This window comes from Actinomyces oricola, assembly GCF_004104015.1.
Classification (GTDB): domain Bacteria; phylum Actinomycetota; class Actinomycetes; order Actinomycetales; family Actinomycetaceae; genus Actinomyces; species Actinomyces oricola.
Genome location: NZ_RYFV01000013.1, coordinates 49,802 through 69,492 on the forward strand (window position 1 = coordinate 49,802; position 19,691 = coordinate 69,492).

18 protein-coding genes are annotated in these 19,691 nt (G+C 70.9%); 13 read left to right on the plus strand and 5 right to left on the minus strand.

Annotated features, from left to right (window positions below; genetic code table 11):
* Window positions 1-67: 67 nt before the first annotated feature.
* The 5 genes from EUC46_RS06785 to EUC46_RS06805 are packed head-to-tail and all read left to right on the plus strand — an operon-like array spanning window position 68 to window position 4,783.
* Window positions 68-538, plus strand: a complete 471-nt coding sequence (locus EUC46_RS06785; RefSeq protein ID WP_128773426.1) for a YbjN domain-containing protein — start codon at window positions 68-70, stop codon at window positions 536-538.
* Window positions 535-1,323 (plus strand): type III secretion system chaperone family protein, encoded by a 789-nt coding sequence (locus EUC46_RS06790; protein ID WP_128773427.1) that lies wholly within the window; start codon window positions 535-537, stop codon window positions 1,321-1,323. Before EUC46_RS06785 ends, EUC46_RS06790 begins: the two co-directional genes overlap by 4 nt.
* The gene (miaA, locus tag EUC46_RS06795; protein ID WP_241655447.1) at window positions 1,320-2,303 is read left to right on the plus strand and encodes a tRNA (adenosine(37)-N6)-dimethylallyltransferase MiaA; all 984 of its coding nucleotides are present in this window, start codon (window positions 1,320-1,322) and stop codon (window positions 2,301-2,303) included. The genes EUC46_RS06790 and miaA overlap by 4 nt, the downstream gene beginning before the upstream one ends.
* A 10-nt stretch (window positions 2,304-2,313) precedes the next feature.
* A complete protein-coding gene (gene dapF, locus EUC46_RS06800) occupies window positions 2,314-3,282 on the plus strand; it encodes a diaminopimelate epimerase (RefSeq protein WP_128773428.1) in 969 nt (322 codons plus the stop codon).
* 1 nt (window position 3,283) lies between these two features.
* Window positions 3,284-4,783 carry an MFS transporter gene (locus EUC46_RS06805; protein WP_128773429.1) on the plus strand — a complete coding sequence of 500 codons (1,500 nt, stop codon included), beginning with the start codon at window positions 3,284-3,286 and terminating at the stop codon, window positions 4,781-4,783.
* Window positions 4,784-4,914: 131 nt separating this feature from the next.
* Here EUC46_RS06805 and EUC46_RS06810 read toward each other — a convergent pair whose 3' ends face one another.
* Entirely contained in the window at window positions 4,915-5,523 is a 609-nt protein-coding gene (locus tag EUC46_RS06810; protein WP_241655448.1) for a class I SAM-dependent methyltransferase, read from the minus strand.
* Between the two features lie 280 nt (window positions 5,524-5,803).
* Here EUC46_RS06810 and hflX point away from each other — a divergent pair, with 280 nt between their 5' ends.
* The 3 genes from hflX to EUC46_RS06825 all read left to right on the plus strand — a co-directional run bounded on the left by hflX (window position 5,804) and on the right by EUC46_RS06825 (window position 10,646).
* Entirely contained in the window at window positions 5,804-7,381 is a 1,578-nt protein-coding gene (gene hflX, locus EUC46_RS06815) for a GTPase HflX (protein WP_128773431.1), read from the plus strand.
* A 221-nt stretch (window positions 7,382-7,602) separates the two neighbouring features.
* Complete coding sequence (locus EUC46_RS06820) at window positions 7,603-9,498, plus strand: ATP-dependent DNA helicase (protein WP_128773451.1); 1,896 nt, start codon at window positions 7,603-7,605, stop codon at window positions 9,496-9,498.
* Between the two features lie 146 nt (window positions 9,499-9,644).
* Window positions 9,645-10,646, plus strand: a complete 1,002-nt coding sequence (locus tag EUC46_RS06825; RefSeq protein WP_128773432.1) for an L-lactate dehydrogenase — start codon at window positions 9,645-9,647, stop codon at window positions 10,644-10,646.
* A gap of 145 nt (window positions 10,647-10,791) precedes the next feature.
* Here EUC46_RS06825 and lexA read toward each other — a convergent pair whose 3' ends face one another.
* On the minus strand, window positions 10,792-11,505 hold the full coding sequence (gene lexA, locus EUC46_RS06830) for a transcriptional repressor LexA (protein ID WP_128773433.1): 714 nt from the start codon (window positions 11,503-11,505) through the stop codon (window positions 10,792-10,794).
* A gap of 667 nt (window positions 11,506-12,172) precedes the next feature.
* Between lexA and EUC46_RS13015 the strand changes: the two genes are divergently transcribed.
* Both EUC46_RS13015 and nrdR read left to right on the plus strand, forming a co-directional pair.
* Window positions 12,173-12,451 carry a LysM peptidoglycan-binding domain-containing protein gene (locus tag EUC46_RS13015; RefSeq protein ID WP_241655449.1) on the plus strand — a complete coding sequence of 93 codons (279 nt, stop codon included), beginning with the start codon at window positions 12,173-12,175 and terminating at the stop codon, window positions 12,449-12,451.
* Between the two features lie 114 nt (window positions 12,452-12,565).
* Complete coding sequence (gene nrdR / locus EUC46_RS06840; protein WP_128773434.1) at window positions 12,566-13,027, plus strand: transcriptional regulator NrdR; 462 nt, start codon at window positions 12,566-12,568, stop codon at window positions 13,025-13,027.
* A 39-nt stretch (window positions 13,028-13,066) separates the two neighbouring features.
* Here nrdR and EUC46_RS06845 read toward each other — a convergent pair whose 3' ends face one another.
* The 3 genes from EUC46_RS06845 to EUC46_RS06855 form a co-directional block, all read right to left on the minus strand.
* A complete protein-coding gene (locus EUC46_RS06845; protein WP_128773435.1) occupies window positions 13,067-13,906 on the minus strand; it encodes a GNAT family N-acetyltransferase in 840 nt (279 codons plus the stop codon).
* Window positions 13,903-15,042, minus strand: coding sequence for a glycosyltransferase family 4 protein (locus tag EUC46_RS06850; RefSeq protein ID WP_128773436.1), 1,140 nt, complete (start codon window positions 15,040-15,042; stop codon window positions 13,903-13,905). The genes EUC46_RS06845 and EUC46_RS06850 overlap by 4 nt, the downstream gene beginning before the upstream one ends.
* Window positions 15,043-15,113: 71 nt before the next feature.
* Window positions 15,114-15,854, minus strand: coding sequence for an IclR family transcriptional regulator (locus tag EUC46_RS06855; RefSeq protein WP_128773437.1), 741 nt, complete (start codon window positions 15,852-15,854; stop codon window positions 15,114-15,116).
* A 177-nt stretch (window positions 15,855-16,031) separates the two neighbouring features.
* Between EUC46_RS06855 and leuC the strand changes: the two genes are divergently transcribed.
* From leuC to murA, 3 genes are all read left to right on the plus strand, one after another.
* Entirely contained in the window at window positions 16,032-17,459 is a 1,428-nt protein-coding gene (gene leuC / locus EUC46_RS06860) for a 3-isopropylmalate dehydratase large subunit (RefSeq protein ID WP_128773438.1), read from the plus strand.
* Window positions 17,460-17,481: 22 nt separating this feature from the next.
* Entirely contained in the window at window positions 17,482-18,135 is a 654-nt protein-coding gene (gene leuD, locus EUC46_RS06865; RefSeq protein WP_128773439.1) for a 3-isopropylmalate dehydratase small subunit, read from the plus strand.
* A 188-nt stretch (window positions 18,136-18,323) separates the two neighbouring features.
* Entirely contained in the window at window positions 18,324-19,646 is a 1,323-nt protein-coding gene (gene murA / locus EUC46_RS06870) for a UDP-N-acetylglucosamine 1-carboxyvinyltransferase (RefSeq protein WP_128773440.1), read from the plus strand.
* Window positions 19,647-19,691: the final 45 nt, after the last annotated feature.

Consider the following 19,691-nt stretch of genomic DNA (forward strand, 5'->3'; position numbering starts at 1 on the left):
TAACGGCGCCGGGCTTTGGCCTTCCGGTGAGGGGCAACTGCGGCCGCCTCCCGGTTAGGGTTGGGGCATGCCCTCACCCACCGAGACGCACGCTGCCGCGCCCGACACCCCGACACCGGTCGATACCGATCGCGTCCAGGAGTGCGTGCGCGCACTGGGCCTGCGTTTCTTCGTGGACGACGAGGGCGACATCGGTATTCCCTGGCGTTACGTCACGGTCCACACCGTCTTCCAAGGAACTCGCGCCCTTCAGCTGCGCGGCATGTGGCACCGCATAGCCGACACCGAGCACTTGGCGGCATTGCGCCGCCTGGTCGAGGAGTGGAACGCCACCCGCATCGGCCCCAAGGCCTACCTGACCGTTGCTGATGCCGGTGTGGTGCGTCTCCACGGGGAATACACCTACCCGCTGGAGGCGGGCATGACCGACGCCCAGCTCGCCGACTTCGTCTTCACCGGCTGCCGTCTCATTGTCGCCCTCATGCGGGAGGCCGAGGACACCTTCCCCGATCCGCTGCGCGGGAGTCTGGAACCATGAGGGGACGCCCCTTCCGCTTTGTCGACCTACTGTCCCGGATCCTGGCCAGGGGCTGGGAAAAGCGCTTGCCCGGATCACCCAAAGCGACCGCGCGCGGCACCGGCGAGAGCGCCGGCGCCACCGGCGCGGCGGCCGCGGGCACGGACCCCACAGTCCACGCCCCCCGCGCCGCCTCCGCCGCAGAGGGCGCAGGGGCGGGGAGCACGAGCAGCAGCGCGAGGAGTGGCGCAGCCCACCGCGCCGCGCCAAGCGGTGCCGCACGCCCCGAGGCCCCTCGCGCCACCTCCATTCGCCGCTCCAGTGAAGGGCGCCTCCCGCCGTCCCGGAGGATCAACAAGCCCCGCCGTGGCGAGCGCGAGCTCACTGTGCCCCTGACCCTGGAGCGGGTGGAGAGAATGGTCACCTCCACCATGGGGTACGGCCTTCATCGTCACGAGGAGGACGGGCACGTCTGCCTCCTGGGCACCTGGGATGGTTTCCCCTTCGTCCTGGAGATCCCCGAGGGCCACGAGGGCTGGCTGCTGGTCTCCGGGGACTGGGAGGAGCCGGCTCGCGAGGGGCAGCGCTCCGAGCTCGCCGCCAGCATCAATGACTGGAACCGGGACAAGATCTACCCCACGGTCGCCATTGTGGACACCCCCGTAGGGGCCCTGGTGCGCGCCACCTACCTGGCCGACCTGCGCGCCGGCGCCACCGACTCCCAGTTGCGCCTCCACCTGGATACGGCCCTGTCCTCCGCCACCCACGCTTTAGCCCAAATCCGTCCACTCCTGCCCGAGTTGTGAGCACCCGGGTGCGCATCGCCATCGTCGGCCCGACCGCCACCGGAAAGTCGGACCTGGCCCTGGACCTGGCCGACGCCTTGGGCGGGGCGGGCGGCAGCGGCGCCGAGATTCTTAACGCCGACGCCTCCCAGCTCTACCGCGGCATGGACATTGGCACCGCCAAGCTGCCGCCCTCCCAGCGGCGCGGGTACCCCCACCATCAAATCGACGTCCTCAGTGTGCGCCAGGACGCCAATGTCGCCTCCTACCAGGTCCACGCCCGCGCCGACCTGGAGTCCATTGAGGCACGCGGCAACCGGGCCCTGGTGGTCGGCGGCTCGGGCCTGTACCTGCGCGCCGTCACCGACGCCCTGGAGTTCCCCGGCACCGACCCGGATACGCGCGCCGCCCTGGTGAGCCGTCTGGAGGCGGAAGGCGCTCACAGCCTGTGGGAGGCGCTGGCCGGGGCCGACCCGGTCAGTGCCCAGCGCATTGCGCCCACCGACACCCGCAGGCTCGTGCGCGCCCTGGAGGTCATGGCGGTGACGGGCCGCCCCTTTTCCGCGACTCTGCCGCGCTACGAGGACCTTGTTCCCACCGTTCATCTGGCCCTGCGCCCGTACCGCCCGGCCCTGAACGCGCGGATCGATGGGCGCGCCCGGCTCATGGTCGACTCCGGACTCATTGAGGAGACCCGGGAGCTGGTTGCAGTGGGCCTGCGCCAGGGCGGCACCGCCCAGCGCGCCATTGGCTACGCCCAGGCCCTGGCGGTGATCGACGGGCGTATCGACCGTGACCAGGCCGGCGCCGACATCGCCCAGGCCACCCGCAGCCTGGCCAGCCGTCAGCTCAAATGGTTCCGTCGGGATCCGCGCATCCACTGGATCGACCTGCGCCTGACCCCCGAGGGCGCCTGCCCCGACGCCGAGCGTGAGCGCGTGACACAGGAGGCACTGCGGATTGTCCGGGCCGCTGAGGCCCGGGGCGATGACGTCGCATAGGCTGACCCGCATGACCACCACCGCGGGCCTGGCGGGGCACGAGCTCATTAAGGGGCACGGCACCGGCAATGACTTCCTCATGCTCGTCGACCCTGATCGCTCCGTGAGCGTCAGTGCCGCCGAGATCGCCGCCGTGTGCGACCGGCGCACCGGCATTGGCGCTGACGGCTTCGTGCGCGTCGTGCGCACCGAGGCGCTGCCCGGCGCCCGGGCCTTCCACACCGCCGTCCCCGAGGCGGAGTGGTTCATGGACTACTACAACGCGGACGGCTCCATGGCCGAGATGTGCGGCAATGCCTCCCGCCTCTTCGCCGCCGTCCTGGAGGCCGAGGGTCTGGTGGAGCTGCCGGATGGGACCTCCATCACTATTGGTACTCGCGGTGGGGCCCGCACCGTCACCCGCCTGGGAGACCTGTGGACCGTGGACATGGGGCCCGCCCGTCTGGCCACCGTGAAGAACCCTCAGGCCGACGCCGTGACCGAGGGCTGGGACACGCAGGTGACGGTGCCCGGCCTCGATGGCGCCCGCGCCGCCCTGTCCCTGGCCATGCCCAACCCGCACACTGTTGTCGCCCTGGGCGAGGAGGCCGAGTTGGCCGCCGCCGATTTCGCCGGGCTCACCGATTCCGGTGAGCCGGTCAGCTATGACCCCTGGCCCACGGCCGGCACCAACCTGGAGCTGGTGGTGCCGCTGGGGGAGCAGACCGACCCGCTCACCGGCGCCATCGTGGGCCTGGCCCGCATGCGCGTCCTGGAGCGGGGGGTGGGGGAGACCCGCTCCTGCGGGACCGGATGCTGCGCGGTCGCCGTCGCCCTGCACGAGTGGACTGGCCGGGGCGCCCCGCAGGACTATCGGCTGCTCGTGCCCGGAGGGGAGGTCGGCGTCCACGTGGGCTCCGACCCCTTGGCCGAGGGCGCCACCATCCTGCTCACCGGCCCCGCCGAGATCACCGGCCGCATCACCCTGGCCCGATCCTGACATGGCAGTCCCCCCGAGGCTCGGGGGCACCTTCACCGCGCTTCAACGCCACCTCCTGCCCCTGCTCCTTGTCCCCGCCTTCGTCTCTCTTCTGGCGGTCTCCTCGGTTAACGTCATCCTCCCGGCGGTCTCCCGGTCGGTGGAGACCTCCACCAGCGGCCTGGCGCTCATTGTCTCGGGGTATTCACTGGTCTTCGGAGTGCTGCTCGTCCCCGCCGGGCGCGCCGGGGACGTCATGGGGCGCGGGCGCCTGTTCGTCGTCGGGCTGCTCCTATTCGGCCTGGGCTCCCTGGCCACCGGGCTGGCGCCCACCATTGTCGTTCTCAACGCCTCGCGCCTACTGATGGGAGTGGGCGCGGGGCTGTTCAACCCCCAGGTCACGGGTCTCATCCAACAGTTCTACGCCGCTGAAGCGCGCGGCCGCGCCTTCGGACTCTTCGGCGGCGTCATCGGCGTCTCCGTGGCCGTGGGCCCGGTCCTGTCCGGGGGCCTGATTGCGGCCCTGGGCGCCGACTGGGGCTGGCGCGCCTCCTTCCTCATTAACGTCCCCTTCGCCCTGGCCGGGGCCTGGGCGGCGCGCCGCCACCTGCCCCCAGGCGCCTGGAGGCGGGTCAATGAGCTGACGGGCCGGGCCGGCGCGAGCGGGCCGGCCGGCCAAGGAGACCCGGGGCCCCGGGAGGCGGCGGGCGGCGGGCGCGCCGACTTCGACCCGGTGGGCATGAGCCTGCTGGCCCTGGCCACCGTGGCGGTCATGGCGCCCTTCATGGAGTACGCGCGCGGCGCCTGGGTCTGGAGTCTGCTGGTCCTGGGCGTGATCGTGACCGGGATCTGGGTGGCCTGGGAGCGGCGCTACCGGGAGCGGGGCCGTCAGCCCATGGTGGATCTCTCGCTTCTGCGCGTGCCCTCCTTCGCCTTCGGATGCCTGGCTATCGCCATCTACTTCCTGGGCTATACCTCCGTGTGGATCATTGTCGCCCAATACCTCCAGACGGGCCTGGGGAAGTCGGCCCTGGCCAGCGGGTTAATGGGGGTGCCGGCCGCCCTGTGCGCAGCCGTTCTCGCCGCGGTCAGTGGACGCCGGGTCATGCGCGTGGGGCGCGCCATGGTCCTGTGGGGCATGATCCTGGGGATTGTCGGCCTGGGCAGCACAGTCCTGGTGGTGCACCTCCGCGCGGCCGTGGGGCTCAGCCCATGGTGGATGGCCGCCACCCTCAGCCTGCTGGGCGTGGGGCAGGGGCTCGTAGTCTCTCCCAACCAGACCCTCTCCCTGGTCGACGTCCCCCTGGAGTACGCGGGAGCCGCAGGCGGCATCCTCCAGACGGGGGAGCGGATCGGCACCGCCATCGGCATTGCCGCCTTTACCGGGATCGCCTTCAGGGTGGCCGAGGGCTCGGGCTGGGACACGGCCGCCCAGGTGGCGCTGGGCGCGATCGCCGGAGTCATATTGGTTTCGGCCGCTGTCGCCCTGGCCGACCTGTGCGTGGCCGCCAGGCGGCGCTAAAGCGCACCACAAGGCGGCCGGACCGTAGTCTTAGGTTGCGGCGGCCGCGTTGAGCGGCGGTGCGCCGGGCCTAAAACCGGGCGGATCGGCGGCTGAAATCAGCGGCTGAAGGCCGGCGGGCGGCGTTCGGGTCAGTGGCGCACGCGCAGAACACGGAAGCCTTTAGAAGACGCCCGCCTGGATACGTCCCAGCCCCCCTCTGCCAGCCAGGAGGTCAAGGAGTCCGCCCCCAGGTTCTTGTGCACCACCAACCAGCCCTCACCGTTGTCGGCCAGCAGCGGCAACCAGGACTCCAGCAGTTCGTGGAGGGCGGTCTTGCCAATGCGCATTGGCGGGTTGGACCAGATGAGGTCTAGGCGCGCACCGGAGTCGCGCAGCTCTGCCAGGAGTGCAGCCGCCTCGACCGCACGCACCGTGCGGCCGGCGGCAGCGGCATTGCGGCGGGTCAGGTCCAGGCTGCGCTCATTGACGTCGGTGGCCAGGATGGTGGCGGTGGGGGCGGCGTCGGCCAGAGCCAGGGCGATCGGGCCCCAGCCGCAGCCCAGGTCCAGGAAGGTGCCGGTGCGGGGCGGGTCGGGGACGTGGCCGAGGAGGACTTGGGTCCCCTTGTCGAGGCGGTCGGAGGAGAACACGCCCGACGCCGTCGTTACCGTGTGCTCCACGCCCCGGATGGTGAAGCGGTGCGTGCGCTCCTGTGCAGGCGCGGCCGGGACGGCGGAGAAGTAGTGCTGCTCACTCACGTCCGCCAGGCTACCCGTGCCCGCACGATACCGGCGCCGACACAGGAACGAGCGCCGGCGTTCTTCGTGAGGCCAGCGAGGACGTCCGCCTCATCCCGGGGCGCCGGGCAGGGGCGGGCACTGGGCGGGTGCTATGCGCTACCATGCGCGCATGTGGATCTTCCGTATGCGTTGAGCCGGTGACCTGCCCAGCAGGCACCGCCCCCTGACCCCGGCCCACCTCGGGCAGGTCCGTCGAGCCGTGCTCCGGACTGCCGCACGCATACGCAAAGGAACACCCGTGACCCACCACCAGCCCTCCACCGACCCCACCACCGAGAGCACTGAGAGCGCCAAGAGCGCTGAGAGCATTGTCGCCCGCGTCCTGTCACGGGCCGGCACCGCCCTGGCCTCCACGGACGCCGATATCACCGACCGCCAGGGCGACGACGGCGCCCTGGAGCGTGAGGCCCGAGCCGGCCTGCGCCGCGTGGCCGGAATGTCCACCGAGCTGCAGGACGTCAGCGAGGTCGAGTACCGTCAGATCCGCCTGGAGAAGGTTGTGCTCGTCGGCCTTGAGCTCCCTCGAACCCCGACCACCGCCGCCGGCCACGGCCCCGCCCGGGAGGCCCGGGACTCCCAGGACGCCGAGACCTCCCTGCGCGAGCTGGCCGCCCTGGCCCAAACCGCCGGTAGCGAGGTTCTTGACGCCCTCATCCAGAAGCGCGACCACCCCGACCCCGCCACCTACCTGGGAAGCGGTAAGGCTAAAGAACTCGCCGAGATGGTTGCGGGTGCGGGGGCTGACACGGTGATCGTCGACGGCGACCTGGCCCCCTCCCAGCGCCGCGCCCTGGAGGACGTGGTGGGTGTCAAGGTCGTGGACCGCACGGCCGTGATCCTGGATATCTTCGCCCAGCATGCCAAGTCCCGTGAGGGCAAGGCCCAGGTCGAGCTCGCCCAGCTGGAATACCTTCTGCCGCGCCTGCGCGGCTGGGGCGAGTCCATGTCCCGGCAGGCCGGTGGGCGAATCGCCGGCGGCCAGGGCATTGGAAGCCGTGGGCCGGGTGAGACCAAGATCGAGTTGGACCGTCGCCGCATCCGTGAGCGCATGGCCAAACTACGCCGTGAGATCAAGGCAATGGCCCCTTCTCGGGAGACCAAGCGCGGCTCGCGGCGCCGCGGCGCCATTCCCTCGGTGGCGATCGCCGGCTACACCAACGCCGGCAAGTCCTCTCTCATGAACCGCCTCACCGGTGCGGGGATTATGGTGCAGGACGCTCTCTTCGCCACCTTGGACCCCACGGTGCGCCGTGCCGAGGCCGCCGACGGGCGCGTCTACACGCTCACCGACACCGTTGGATTCGTGCGCAACCTCCCCCACGAGCTCATTGAGGCCTTCCGCTCCACCCTGGAGGAGGTGGCCGGGGCGGACCTCGTCCTCCACGTGGTTGACGCCGCCCACCCCGACCCGCTGGGCCAGATCGCCGCGGTGCACGCGGTGCTCGCCGAGATCCCGGGAGCCCTGGAGGTGCCCGAGCTCATTGCCCTGAATAAGGCCGACCTCGCCGATGCCGTCACCCTGGCGGCCCTGCGCACCCGTTTGCCCGGCGCCATCGCCGTCTCGGCCCGCAGTGGCGAGGGCCTGGCCGAGCTGCGCGAGCGCATTGAGGCCATGCTGCCGCGCCCAGAGGTGCCTGTGGACGTCGTCGTGCCCTACTGGCGCGGGGACCTGGTCTCCCGTGTTCACGCCGACGGCGAGATCGGCACCCTGGAGTATGTCGAGGCGGGCACGCGGATCCGCGCGAGGGTTGACGCCGCCCTGGCTGCCGAGCTGACCGCCGCCTCGGCTCAAGGCCCCGAGGCCGCGGGGCCGTGAGCAGCCCATCGGCCCGCGTCCCCGGGGGAGGGGGAGCCCGCGAGGACGATCCGCCCCCGGCCCGCCCATCGGCCCACAGCGCCGGGAAAGGGGCCCTCGCCTCAGGGGCTGACGACTCTCACGACTCCCTCCCTGATGCGGCCCGGGTCGAGCGCGCCCAGGCGGCCCTGTCCCAGGCGGTGGACCGCCTGGGCGGCAGTCCCCGAAGTGGGCAGGTCGAGATGGTGCGCCGCGTGGTGGAGACCGTAGAGGCCGGTTCTCACCTCCTGGTCCAGGCGGGCACCGGCACCGGCAAGTCCCTGGGCTACCTCATCCCCGCCATGGTCCACGCCGTTGACACCGCCCAGCGCACCGTGATCTCCACAGCAACCCTCGCCCTCCAGCGACAGATCCTGACCAAGGACGCGCCCTTGGCGGCCGACGCCGTCCAGGCCACGACCGGTGTGCGCCCCGCCGTGGTCCTGCTCAAGGGCTGGCAGAACTACCTGTGCCGCCACCGTCTTCAGGGCGGCTACCCGCAGGAGGATGGCGACACCCTCTTCGAGGCCGCCCGGGCCGCCCGCGCCGGGGTGGGCAAGGCCGGTGGCACCAGTCTGGCGGAGCAGGTGGTGCGCCTGCGCGAGTGGGCGGCCACCACGTCCACCGGCGACCGCGACGACCTCGTTCCCGGGGTCACCGACCGGGCCTGGGGGCAGGTCAGTGTCTCCAAATCCGAGTGCCTGGGCCCCTCGTGCCCATTGAGGGCCGAGTGCTTCCCCGAGCTGGCGCGCGCGGCGGCGGGGGAGGCCGATGTGGTGGTCACCAACCACGCCATGCTCGGCATTGCCGTGGCCGGCAACCCTCATGTGCTGCCCGAGCATGAGGTGCTGGTGGTCGATGAGGCCCATGAGCTGGCCGAGCGGGTCCGCTCCCAGGGCACGGTGTCCCTCTCCGCTGCGGGCGTGGCCCGGGCGGCGGCCACGGTTCGTAAGCACGGCGGCGTCAGCGTCACCGAGTTGGAGGCCGCCGGCCAGACCCTTCAACTGGCGCTGGCCGATCTGCCCGACGGGCGCTTGGCCCGGGGATTGGGGGCCGCCCTGCACGACGCCCTTGTGCTCCTGGCCGCCGCCGCCCGCCAGGTCGCCACCGATGTGCGCGAGGCCGCGAAGGGCAGGGGCGCTGATGCCGCCGGGGGCGTGGCCCTGGCGCGCACCGCCGTGGCCGAGCTCGTCGAGGCGATCGAGCGCATGACCTCCGACTCGGTGGCCCAGCGCCGTGATGTGATCTGGATCGAGCGGCCCCGCATGGGCAGTGAGCCACCGCGGCTGACCCTGGCGCCCATTGACGTCGCCGGGTCGGTGGCCTCCGGCCTCCTGGAGGGCCGCGCCGCGGTGTTGACCTCTGCGACCCTGGCCCTGGGCGGGAGTTTTGAGCCCATGGCCCGCTCCTTGGGCCTGACCCTGGCGGAGGAGCCCTGGGAGGGGGTGGACGTCGGTACCCCCTTCGACTACGCCCGCCAGGGCATCCTTTACACCCCCACCCACCTGCCGCGCCCCGGCCAGGGCATCTCCGAGGCCGCCCTGGACGAGGTACTCGCCCTGACCGAGGCCTCCGGCGGGGGGATGCTGGGGCTCTTCTCCTCCCACCGGGCCGCGCAGGAGGCCACCGAGGTGCTGCGCGGCGCCACCGACCTCACGGTCTACGCCCAGGGGGAGGACCAGCTGCCCGCCCTGGTGGAGGCTTTCGCCGCCGACGAGGACGCCTGCCTGGTGGGCACTCTCAGCCTGTGGCAGGGAGTGGATGTGCCCGGGCACACCTGCCGCCTGGTCATTATCGACCGCATCCCCTTTCCCCGGCCCGACGACCCGGTGGCCCAGGCCCGCAGTGAGGTCGTGGCGGCGGCCGGCGGAAACGGCTTCATGAGCGTGGCGGCCACCCATGCCGCCCTACTGCTGGCGCAGGGCTCCGGGCGCCTGGTGCGCCGTGCGGACGACAGGGGCGTGGTCGCGGTCCTGGACCCGCGCCTGCGCACCGCGCGCTACGGGGGCTTTCTGGCGCGCTCAATGCCGCCGCTGTGGCCCACCGGGGATCGCCGGGTGGTGCTCGGCGCCCTCACCCGGCTCGCCGCGAACAGATAGCATATACACCCAAACACGATTAAATGTGTTCTGGGTCACAATAGATGTTGCTCGAGTGCCCTGCTGTGACGATGTGAACGCGTAGTCTTGATCACGCACCGGCGAGTCCATTCCGCCATCCCCATTCTGATTCGGAGGAAGATATCGTGTCCGACGCGATCACTAACAGCGCTGAAGGCTCCTACCCCACCGCTCGTTCCGGCCGTCCGTCGAAGGTCGCCATTATCGGCGCCGGCGCCGTCGGCTCCACCCTCGCCTATGCCTGCGTGACCAAGGGCGTTGCCCGCGAGGTTGTTCTTCAGGACATTGCCAAGGAGAAGGTCGAGGCTGAGGCCCTCGACATTGCCCAGGGCATTCAGTTCACCTCCGCCGGTGCTGTCTCCGGCTCCGACGACCCCGAGATCTGTCGCGACGCCGACGTCATTGCGATTACCGCGGGCGCCAAGCAGAAGCCCGGACAGTCCCGCCTTGAGCTCGCCGGCGCCACCGTCGGCATTATGGAGAAGATCCTGCCCAAGCTCGTCGAGGTCGCTCCCAACGCGATCTTCCTGCCGGTGGCCAACCCGGTGGACGTGGTCACCTACTGCGCCAAGAAGATCACCGGCCTGCCCGAGAACCAGATCTTCGGCTCGGGCACCGTGCTGGACACGGCCCGTATGCGCTACCTGGTCTCCCTGGAGACCGGCACGGCCACCCAGAACATCCACGGCTACATCGCCGGTGAGCACGGCGACTCCGAGGTCCCCCTGTGGTCCTCTTGCGAGATTGGCGGCGTGCCGATCACCCAGTGGGGCAAGACGCTGGACGGCGGCGTCTTCGACGAGGCCAAGCGCGAGCGCATTGCCCACGACGTCGTGCGCTCCGCCTACCGCATTATCGAGGGCAAGGGCGTGACCAACTACGCCGTGGGCCTGGCCGTCCAGCGGATTATCGGCGCCATCCTCAACGACGAGCAGCGCGTGCTCACCGTCTCCCCGCTGCTGGACAACTGGCACGGCATCTCCGACGTGTGCATGGCCGTTCCCACCATTGTGGGTCGCGAGGGCGCTGGTCGCCGTCTTGAGCTGCCGCTGACCCCCGACGAGCGCGAGCGCCTGGTCGCCTCCGCCGAGCGCCTGCGCGAGGTCGCTCGCGGCCTGGGCTACTGAGGCGCCCCGTGCCTCACGGTCTCATGCAGAGCCCGGGCCCTGCGTAAGACACGGCTTCGGCCGGGCTGACGGGGGTCCCGAGGATGAGAGTCCTCGGGACCCCCGTCGCGTGCGGCCCCGGTGGGTCAGTCCCGGTGGGTCAGGGTCACAGTGCGCGCAGGACGGTGACAACCTTGCCGACAATGGTGGCCTCATCCCCGGGTATGGGGGCGTAGTCGGGATTGCGGGGCAGGAGCCACTGGTGGCCGTCCCGGCGCGAGAGGACCTTCACCGTGGCCGAGGCGCCGTCAACGTCGTCAATCATGGCGGCCACGATTTCGCCGTTGACGGCGTCCGCCTGGCGGCGGACCACCACCCAATCGCCGTCACAGATGGCGGCGTCGATCATGGAATCCCCGTGAACCCTGAGCATGAACAGCTCGCCCTCTCCGGTCAGGCGCCGGGGCAGCGCCATGACGTCCTCAATGTGCTGCTCGGCCAGGATCGGGCTGCCCGCGGCAATCCGTCCGACCAGCGGTACCGCGACGGCGTCGCCGTGAAGGACCCCGGGCGGGGCGGGCGCGGGATCGCCCGGATCCTGGGCGTCCAGGTCCGTGGCCTCGGCCCCGGGGGAGAAGACCTCCAGGGCGCGGGGACGCTTGGGATTGCGCCGCACGAGGCCCAGGCGCTCGAGCTTGTCGAGTTGGTGCTTGACCGACGACGGACTGGTCAGCCCCACCTGGGCGCCGATCTCCCGCATGGAGGGCGGGTAGCCGTGGGTGTCGACCGCTCTCCGAACCGCCTCGTAGACGGCGCGGGCGCGGGCGTCCAGTGAGCGCAGGACCTGGGGCGCTGCGGGGTTAGTGCTGCTCGTGGTCATCGCTCCTGCCCTTCCCGCGCCCTGCGGCGCCCTGCCTCACCGAGGTGGTTCAAGCGGGGAATTCATGTTGGTGGTCGATGGTCGCCTTGATGGGTCAAGCCTACGGCGGATTAGCCGCTCCTTCAAACACGTGTTCGAAAAATGCTGGACGTGTCGGCCGATGCCAACTATCGTGTCGAACAGGTGTTCGACGAACATGTGTTCTAGGAGGTTCATGATGAGTGCCGCGCTCCCGCCCTCATCCCCGCTGCGAGTCCCGACCGCTTCCTCCGCCCACGAGGGCGGGGCGCCCCGGCGCCGAGGTCATCTGCGCCTGGTGACGGCGCCCCCGGTGCGGGAGCCGCGGGACGGGTCCCGGCCGGCCCCGCTGCCGGAGCTCACTCGGCGGCCCCTCCCGCCGCGCGCATCGTCCCGGCCCGCAGCCCCCCGGCTCTCCGGGTTGGCGGCCCTGGCCCCTCACCATCCCGCAGTGCGCGCCGCGCTGCTCCGAGAGCGCGAGCAGTCGGCGCGCGCCAGGACTCCAGCCGATACTGGCCTCGAACGGCCCGGTGCCGCCGCCCGGCTCGCACCCGCCCCGGCGCCCCCATTCGAGGGCGCATCCCAGTCCGCGGCCTCTACCCGCGCAAGGGCGGCTACTCGGTCCGCCGGCGTGCGGCGGGGGCCGGCGGTGCGCCTCCCCCTGTTCCTGCGGGCGCTTGTCGCCTTGACCGCCCTGGCATTCGTGCTCGTCCTTGCGGTGGCGACCGGGATTGTGGCCTCGGGCTTGGGCCCCGCCCCCGCGGCGGCCACCGCAGTAACCGTGCGCCAGGGGCAGTCTTTGTGGGAGATCGCCTCGGCCACGGGCAGCGCTGATGTCGCCGGGACGGTGACCGGCATTGTCGAACTCAACGACTTGAGCTCCTCCACCGTTCATCCCGGCCAGGTCCTCCTTGTCCCAGTGCGCTGACCCAGGGGTGTAGGGGCGGCAGGTGCGGTGTCCACCGCGAATGCTGCTTGCGACCGTGCCTGAGGCCCCTTACTCTCCTACACAGGACTTGTGATGAGACCGGAGGAGCCTCGCGTGCACTGTCCCTTCTGCCGGTACGAAAGCTCTCGCGTGGTGGACTCCCGCACCTCTGACGACGGCACCGCCATTAGGCGCCGCCGCGAGTGCCCCAAGTGCGGCCGCCGTTTCACCACCATTGAGACCGCCAGTCTTTCAGTGCGCAAGCGCTCCGGGGTCGCCGAACCGTTTCGCCGGGACAAGGTCATTATGGGAGTGCGCCGGGCCTGCCAGGGGCGCCCGGTCTCCGACGACGACCTGGCCGTGCTGGCCCAGAAGGTTGAGGAGACCGTCCGGGCCAGCGGGCAGCCCCAGGTGGACTCCCACCAGATCGGCTTGGCCATCCTTGGGCCGCTGCGCGAACTCGACGAGATCGCCTACCTCCGCTTCGCCTCCGTCTACTCCGACTTCAGCAGCCTTGACGACTTTGAGACCGCCATTGCCGAACTGCGGGCCGCGCATGAGGCCGCCGGCGCTTGACTACAGGTTCAGCGTCCTGGGTGCGGGCGGTTGGCGGGCTCAGTGGTCCGCCGTGACGACGACGTAGCGGTGGCGGTGGTGGGTGCGCATACCCGCCTTGAGATAGCACGCCATTGCCCCCGCGTTGTTCTCCTCGACCTCCAGCGCCACCGTGCGCGCCCCGTGGGCCAGGGCCGCCCCGGCCAGCGCCCGGATCATGGCGGTGGCCTCACCGCGGCGCCGCGCCGGGGGCGGCACGTACAGGCCGTCAATGACCGCAATGCCATCGACGCCGGTGACCGCGAGCCGGCCCACGCCGCCGGTTGGGGTGCGGCAGAAAACCTGGAGGGGGGCGCTGGTCAGCAGGCGCCGAGCCAGGTCCCGGGCCCGCCCGGGCTCGGTCGAGGGGCGGGCGCGCGAGCTGGTTCGGCCCATGAGGGCCTCTGCGGGCGCGCTGTCCAAGATGACCGCGACGCCCGCGGCCCCCCGGCCCGGGTCCGTCATCCCGCCCGCAATGCCGGCAATCCTGCCAGCCGCGGCGGTCATGACCAGCACCTGCGGGTCGGGCGTGGGCGAGGCGAACTCCGGCGGGCGGCTGTCCGTCCGCAGCATGGCCAGTGCCGGCAGCCCGCGCCGCCGGTACCAGTCGGCGATGGCGGGCAGGCCGCCGGGGACGGTGCGGGAGAACACCAGCGCGGAGTTGGCGCGCTTGGTCATGCCCGAGTGCTCTCGCAGCACGCAGCCCTCGATCCCGGGGCGGACCAGGAGGGTGTCGGGGCGCCAGGCGGCCAGCAGCGCCAACTCGAGTCGGCCGATTGGGTCTCCGCCCCGTTCGGCGAGTTCTTCAATTCCCGTCGGCGTCCAGGCCCGCTCCTGGTGCCGGGGCGATTGCCCTGTCATCGGGCATCAATGGCCGCAATGAGGCTTGTCACGAGCCCGGGCCAGGTCCATCGCTCCATCATGAGCTCACGACCCGCCGCGCCCATGCGCCGGCGCAGGGCCGGGTCGGAGAGCTGGCGCACCAGCGCCATCACCAGGGCGTCCTCATCGCGGCCGTCGACCACGTTGCCCGTCACCGCCTCAACCACCGTTTCCGGGGCGCCACCGCTGGTCCCGGCGATCACCGGCAGCCCCGCGGCCGAGGCCTCCAGGAACACAATGCCCAGTCCCTCCACGTCCAGGCCCTTGCCACGGGTTCGGCACGGCATGGCGAACAGGTCGCCCATGGCCACGTGCCCCGGCAACTCCGCGTCGGGGACCTTGCCCGTCAGGATGATCGAGTCGCGCACCGGGCTGCGGCGGCGCAGCAGCGCCACATCCCTGGCGTAGGGCCCCCAGCCCACAATGACCAGCTTCGCCGCGGGGACGGCCCGGACTACGCGCGGCCAGGCAGTGATGAGCGAGTCCTGGCCCTTGCGCGGCACCAGCCGCGAAACGCACACCGCCGTCGGGTCCTCGCCCAGCCGGTAGCGTTCGCGCAACTTGGCGCGCGCCACCGGGTCGGGGCGGAAGCGGTCTACATCAATGCCGCTGGGAAGGCGCAGGGTGGTTGTGCCCTCGGGGATGCTGGGGCGCAGCCTGCCCAGGGTGTAATCCGAGATGTAGGTGACTACATCGGCGTCCCGGAAGATGCGCCGCAGCAGTTGGCGGGCGCCGGGGACCATGCCCCAGCCGACTTCGTGGCCGTGGGTGGTGGCAATGACCCGCGTGGCGCCCGCGCGCTTGGCGGCCCGCCCCAGCAGGCCCAGGGGGGCGGCCGCACCGAACCACACCGTCTCTATGGAGCGCGCGGCAACGAGCCGCTTCATGCGGGCGCGCACGTCGGGGGTGGGCAGGAGCACGTGGGTGGGCATGCGCACCACCTCGAAGGGCACGGTGGCGTCGAAGGCCTCGGCGGCCCGGGGCCCCTCCGGAGGGGTGGAGGCCAGGACCACCAGGTCCCCGCTGGGCAGTCGCCGAGCGTAATCCTCCAGGTAGGACTGGATCCCCCCGACCACGGGCGGGAAGTCGTTGGTGACGAGCAGGGTTCGGCGCATGGGCTGAGTCTATGGACGGTCTATGGACGTCTGTGGACGTCTCTGGAGGCCTATAGGCGTCGATGGGGTGCTCAGCCCTCGTCGGAGTTGCGCAGCGCCTCGGACAGGCGGCGTGCGGCGGCCATGACCACGGTGCCGTGGACGCGCCCGGGCTGGCGGCCCATGCGCTCAATGGGGCCGGAGATTGAGATGGCGGCAATCACCTTGCCGCTGGAGCCGCGCACGGGGGCGGAGACGGAGGCGACTCCCGGCTCGCGTTCACCCACTGACTGCGCCCAGCCGCGTCGTCGGACCGCCGAGAGCATGGTGGCGTTGAACCGGGCGCCGGTCAGGCCCCGGTGAAGGCGATCCGGCTCTTCCCAGGCCAGCAGCACCTGGGCTCCGGAGCCGCCCTGCATGGACATGGTGGCACCCACGGGGATGGAGTCGCGCAGGCCAATGGGCCGCTCGGCGTTGGCCACGCAGATGCGCACATCGCCCTGGCGGCGGTAGAGCTGGGCGGACTCGTGCGTCTTGTCCCGCAGCGCCACCAGCACCGGGCCCGCGGCGGCCAGGAGGTGGTCCTCGCCGGCGGCGGATGCCAGTTCGCTCAGGCGCGGCCCCAGGACGAAACGGCCCTGGGAGTCCCGGGAGACCAGCCGGTGGTACTCCAGGGCCACCGCAATACGGTGGGCCGTGGGACGGGCCAGGTGGGTGGAGGCCACGAGCTGCGCCAGTGTGGCGGGCCCCGCCTCCAGGGCGCTCATGACGAGCGCCGCCTTGTCTATGACGCCGACTCCGCTGCTGCTCTCTGAGCCAACCGATGGGTCCATAATCTGATACTGCCATCCCAGGCAATGAGACTTCAAGTACCCTGCGGACCCAGAAGCGACAGTGTGTCGTCATCCGGGTCGTGCCCGACGCTCCGGCCACGGACCACCAGCCGGCCAACGAGGGCCACAACCACCCGCTCCCGGACCAGGGGGCTACGAGGAAAGGAAGCGCACGCGATGGGAATGACCCTCGCTGAGAAGGTGTGGCGGGACCACGTCGTCGCCCGGGGGGCTGACGGTGCCCCTGACCTGCTCTACATCGACCTCCACCTTGTCCACGAGGTCACCAGCCCCCAGGCTTTCGAGGGCCTGCGGCTGGCCGGCCGCAGAGTCCGCCGCCCCGACCTGACCCTGGCCACCGAGGACCACAACACCCCCACCCTCGATATTGACCTGCCCATCGCCGACCTCACCAGCCGCGCCCAGATTGAGACCCTGCGCGCCAACTGCGCCGAGTTCGGGGTGCGCCTGCACCCCCTGGGCGACGCCGACCAGGGCATTGTCCACGCCGTCGGCCCCCAGCTGGGTCTGACCCAGCCGGGCATGACGGTGGTGTGTGGGGATTCCCACACGTCCACGCACGGCGCTTTCGGGGCCCTGGCCTTCGGCATTGGCACCAGCCAGGTCGAGCACGTCCTGGCCACCCAGACTCTGCCCATTGCGCCCTTCAAGACCATGAGTGTGCGCATTGACGGCGACCTCCCGGCCGGGTCCGGCGCCAAGGACATTATTTTGGCCATCATTGCCAAGATCGGCACCAATGGCGCCCAGGGCCATGTCATTGAGTACCGTGGTCGGGCCATTGAGCAGCTCTCAATGGAGGCGCGCATGACGGTCTGCAACATGAGCATTGAGGGCGGCGCCCGCGCCGGCATGATCGCCCCCGACCAGACCACCTTCGACTACCTCGCCGGCCGCCCGCACGCCCCCGTCGGCGCGGACTGGGACGCCGCGGTGGAGTACTGGACCTCTCTGCGCACCGACGATGATGCCGTCTTCGACACCGAGGTCGTCCTTCAGGCCGAGGACATTGAGCCCTTCGTCACCTGGGGCACCAATCCCGGCCAGGGCCTGCCCATTTCGGGGGCCGTCCCCGACCCCGAGGACTTCGCCGACGAAACCCAGCGCCGCGCCGCTGAGCGCGCCCTGGAGTACATGGACCTGACCCCCGGCACGCCCCTGCGCGACATCAAGGTTGACACCGTCTTTCTGGGCAGCTGCACCAATGGGCGCATTGAAGACCTGCGCGCCGCCGCCGAGGTGGTGCGCGGCCGCACCAAGGCGCCGGGGGTGCGCATGCTGGTGGTGCCCGCCTCCGCCCGTATCCGCATCCAGGCCGAAGCCGAGGGCCTGGACGAGGTCTTCACCGCATTCGGCGCCGAGTGGCGCAATGCCGGCTGCTCCATGTGCCTGGCCATGAACCCCGACAAGCTCACGCCCGGCGAGCGCTCGGCCTCCACATCGAACCGCAACTTCGAGGGCCGTCAGGGCAAGGGCGGACGCACCCATCTGGTTTCGCCGGTCGTGGCCGCGGCCACCGCCGTGCGCGGAACCCTGTCCACCCCCGCCGACCTGCCCCCGGTCTCGGCCGGTGCCGCCGCCTGAGCGGCGAGGAAGGAGCACCGTCATGGACAAGTTCATTCGGCACACTGGAATCGGCGCCCCGCTGCGCCGCAGCGCCGTCGACACCGACCAGATCATCCCGGCCGTCTACCTCAAGCGCATCACCCGCACCGGCTTCGAGGACGCCCTGTTCGCCTCGTGGCGCTCCGGGGAGGCCGACTTCATCCTCAACCAGGACGCCTACAAGCGCGCCTCCGTGCTCGTGGCCGGCCCCGACTTCGGCACCGGCTCCTCGCGCGAGCACGCCGTGTGGGCCTTGAAGGACTACGGCTTCAAGGTGGTTCTGGCCCCCCGCTTCGCCGACATCTTCCGCGGCAACGCCGGCAAGCAGGGGCTGGTGGCCGGCGTCATTACCCAGGAGGACTGCGAGCAGCTGTGGAAGATCCTGGAGACCGAGCCCGGCGCCGAGGTGACTGTGGACCTCCAGGCGCGCACTGTCGAGGCCGGGGGGCTGCGCACCACCTTCCAGATTGACGACTACGTGCGCTACACGCTCATGGAGGGCCTGGACGACATCTCCCTGACTCTCCAGCATGAGGAGGAGATCGCCGCCTACGAGGCCGCCCGCCCCGCCTACAAGCCGGCCACCCTCCCGGCGCGGCACCTGCCCAAGGAGAAGGTTGTGCCGGCGCGCGCCGCCGACATGCCCCGGCCCTGAGGCCCCGCTCGCGCCCCCGCCCCAAGCCTCGGGGTGGAATGAGGCGCATCCCACCGCCCCTTCGCTCCTGGCGCATTGAGCCGCCACCTCGAAGGCGGGCCCCCGCCTATGCTGGGACGGCCCTGCGACGAGTCCTGGGCACAGCACAGCCAGGCGTGCACCCGCACCCGAGCACTACGGAGGTACCCATGGTCGACGGTCTGCTGAAGGTTGAGGGCGGACGCCCCCTCAACGGTGAGATCACCGTGCGCGGGGCCAAGAACCTGGTTCCCAAGGCCATGGTCGCCGCCCTGCTGGGCACCACCCCCTCAGTACTGCGCAACGTTCCCCTCATTCGCGATGTCGACGTCGTCTCCGGACTGCTCAGCCTCCACGGGGTGTGCATCGACTATGACCAGGACGAGGGGATCCTCCAGCTCGACCCCTCCCGAGTCGAGACCGCCCATATGGCCGATATTGACGCCCACGCCGGCAGCTCGCGCATTCCGATTCTCTTCTGCGGGCCATTGCTCCACCGCCTGGGGGAGGCCTTCATCCCGGACCTGGGCGGCTGCCGCATTGGTGACCGCCCCATCGACTACCACCTGGAGATCCTGCGAACCTTCGGGGCCACCATTGACAAGCTCGAGGGCGGCATCCGCATGTCCGCCCCCGAGGGCCTGCACGGCACGGTCATTGAGCTGCCCTTCCCCAGCGTGGGGGCCACTGAGCAGACCCTGCTGACGGCCGTGCGCGCCGAGGGCCTGACTGAACTGCGCGGGGCGGCCGTCGAGCCCGAGATCCTCGACCTGGTCGACGTGCTGCAGAAGATGGGCGCCATTATCTCGGTGGACACCGACCGCACCATCCACGTCGAGGGCGTTGACGAACTCGCCGGCTATAACCACCGCGCCCTGCCGGACCGCATTGAGACCGGATCCTGGGCCGCGGCGGCCCTGGCCACCCGCGGCGACGTCTTCGTGCGCGGCGCCCACCAGGGGGACATGACCACATTCCTCAACTTCTTCCGCAAGGTCGGTGGTGCTTTCGACGTCACCGATGACGGCATCCGCTTCTACCATCCCGGCGGGGACCTGCACTCCATTGTGGTGGAGACGAATGTCCATCCCGGTTTTATGACCGACTGGCAGCAGCCCCTGGTCGTGGCCCTCACCCAGGCCGGCGGTTTGTCGATCGTCCATGAAACCGTCTACGAGAACCGTTTCGGTTTCACTAAAGCGCTGCGCAAGATGGGCGCCACCATTCAGGTCTACCGCGAGTGCCTGGGCGGCTCGGCCTGCCGCTTCGGGCAGCGCAACTTCTACCACTCCGCCGTGGTCTCCGGGCCCACCCCCCTGCGCGGGGCCGACATTGTCGTGCCCGACCTGCGCGGGGGCTTCTCCCACCTCATTGCCGCCCTGGCCGCCGAGGGGACCAGCCACGTCGAGGGCATTAACCTCATTGACCGCGGCTACGAGCACTTCATGTCCAAGCTCAAGGCCCTCGACGCCGCCGTCACCCGCCTGGTCTGACCGGGCCCGGCGACCCGGGGCGGCCCGGGGCCGCCCAAGTGAGTG

Coding starts and splice junctions, on each gene's coding strand:
- EUC46_RS06785 (WP_128773426.1), top strand. CDS start 68: ATGCCCTCACCCACCGAGACGCACGCTGCCGCGCCCGACACCCCGACA.
- EUC46_RS06790 (WP_128773427.1), top strand. CDS start 535: ATGAGGGGACGCCCCTTCCGCTTTGTCGACCTACTGTCCCGGATCCTG.
- dapF (WP_128773428.1), top strand. CDS start 2,314: ATGACCACCACCGCGGGCCTGGCGGGGCACGAGCTCATTAAGGGGCAC.
- EUC46_RS06805 (WP_128773429.1), top strand. CDS start 3,284: ATGGCAGTCCCCCCGAGGCTCGGGGGCACCTTCACCGCGCTTCAACGC.
- EUC46_RS06820 (WP_128773451.1), top strand. CDS start 7,603: ATGGTGCGCCGCGTGGTGGAGACCGTAGAGGCCGGTTCTCACCTCCTG.
- lexA (WP_128773433.1), bottom strand. CDS start 11,505: ATGACCACGAGCAGCACTAACCCCGCAGCGCCCCAGGTCCTGCGCTCA.
- EUC46_RS06845 (WP_128773435.1), bottom strand. CDS start 13,906: ATGACAGGGCAATCGCCCCGGCACCAGGAGCGGGCCTGGACGCCGACG.
- EUC46_RS06850 (WP_128773436.1), bottom strand. CDS start 15,042: ATGCGCCGAACCCTGCTCGTCACCAACGACTTCCCGCCCGTGGTCGGG.
- EUC46_RS06855 (WP_128773437.1), bottom strand. CDS start 15,854: ATGGACCCATCGGTTGGCTCAGAGAGCAGCAGCGGAGTCGGCGTCATA.
- leuC (WP_128773438.1), top strand. CDS start 16,032: ATGGGAATGACCCTCGCTGAGAAGGTGTGGCGGGACCACGTCGTCGCC.
- leuD (WP_128773439.1), top strand. CDS start 17,482: ATGGACAAGTTCATTCGGCACACTGGAATCGGCGCCCCGCTGCGCCGC.
- murA (WP_128773440.1), top strand. CDS start 18,324: ATGGTCGACGGTCTGCTGAAGGTTGAGGGCGGACGCCCCCTCAACGGT.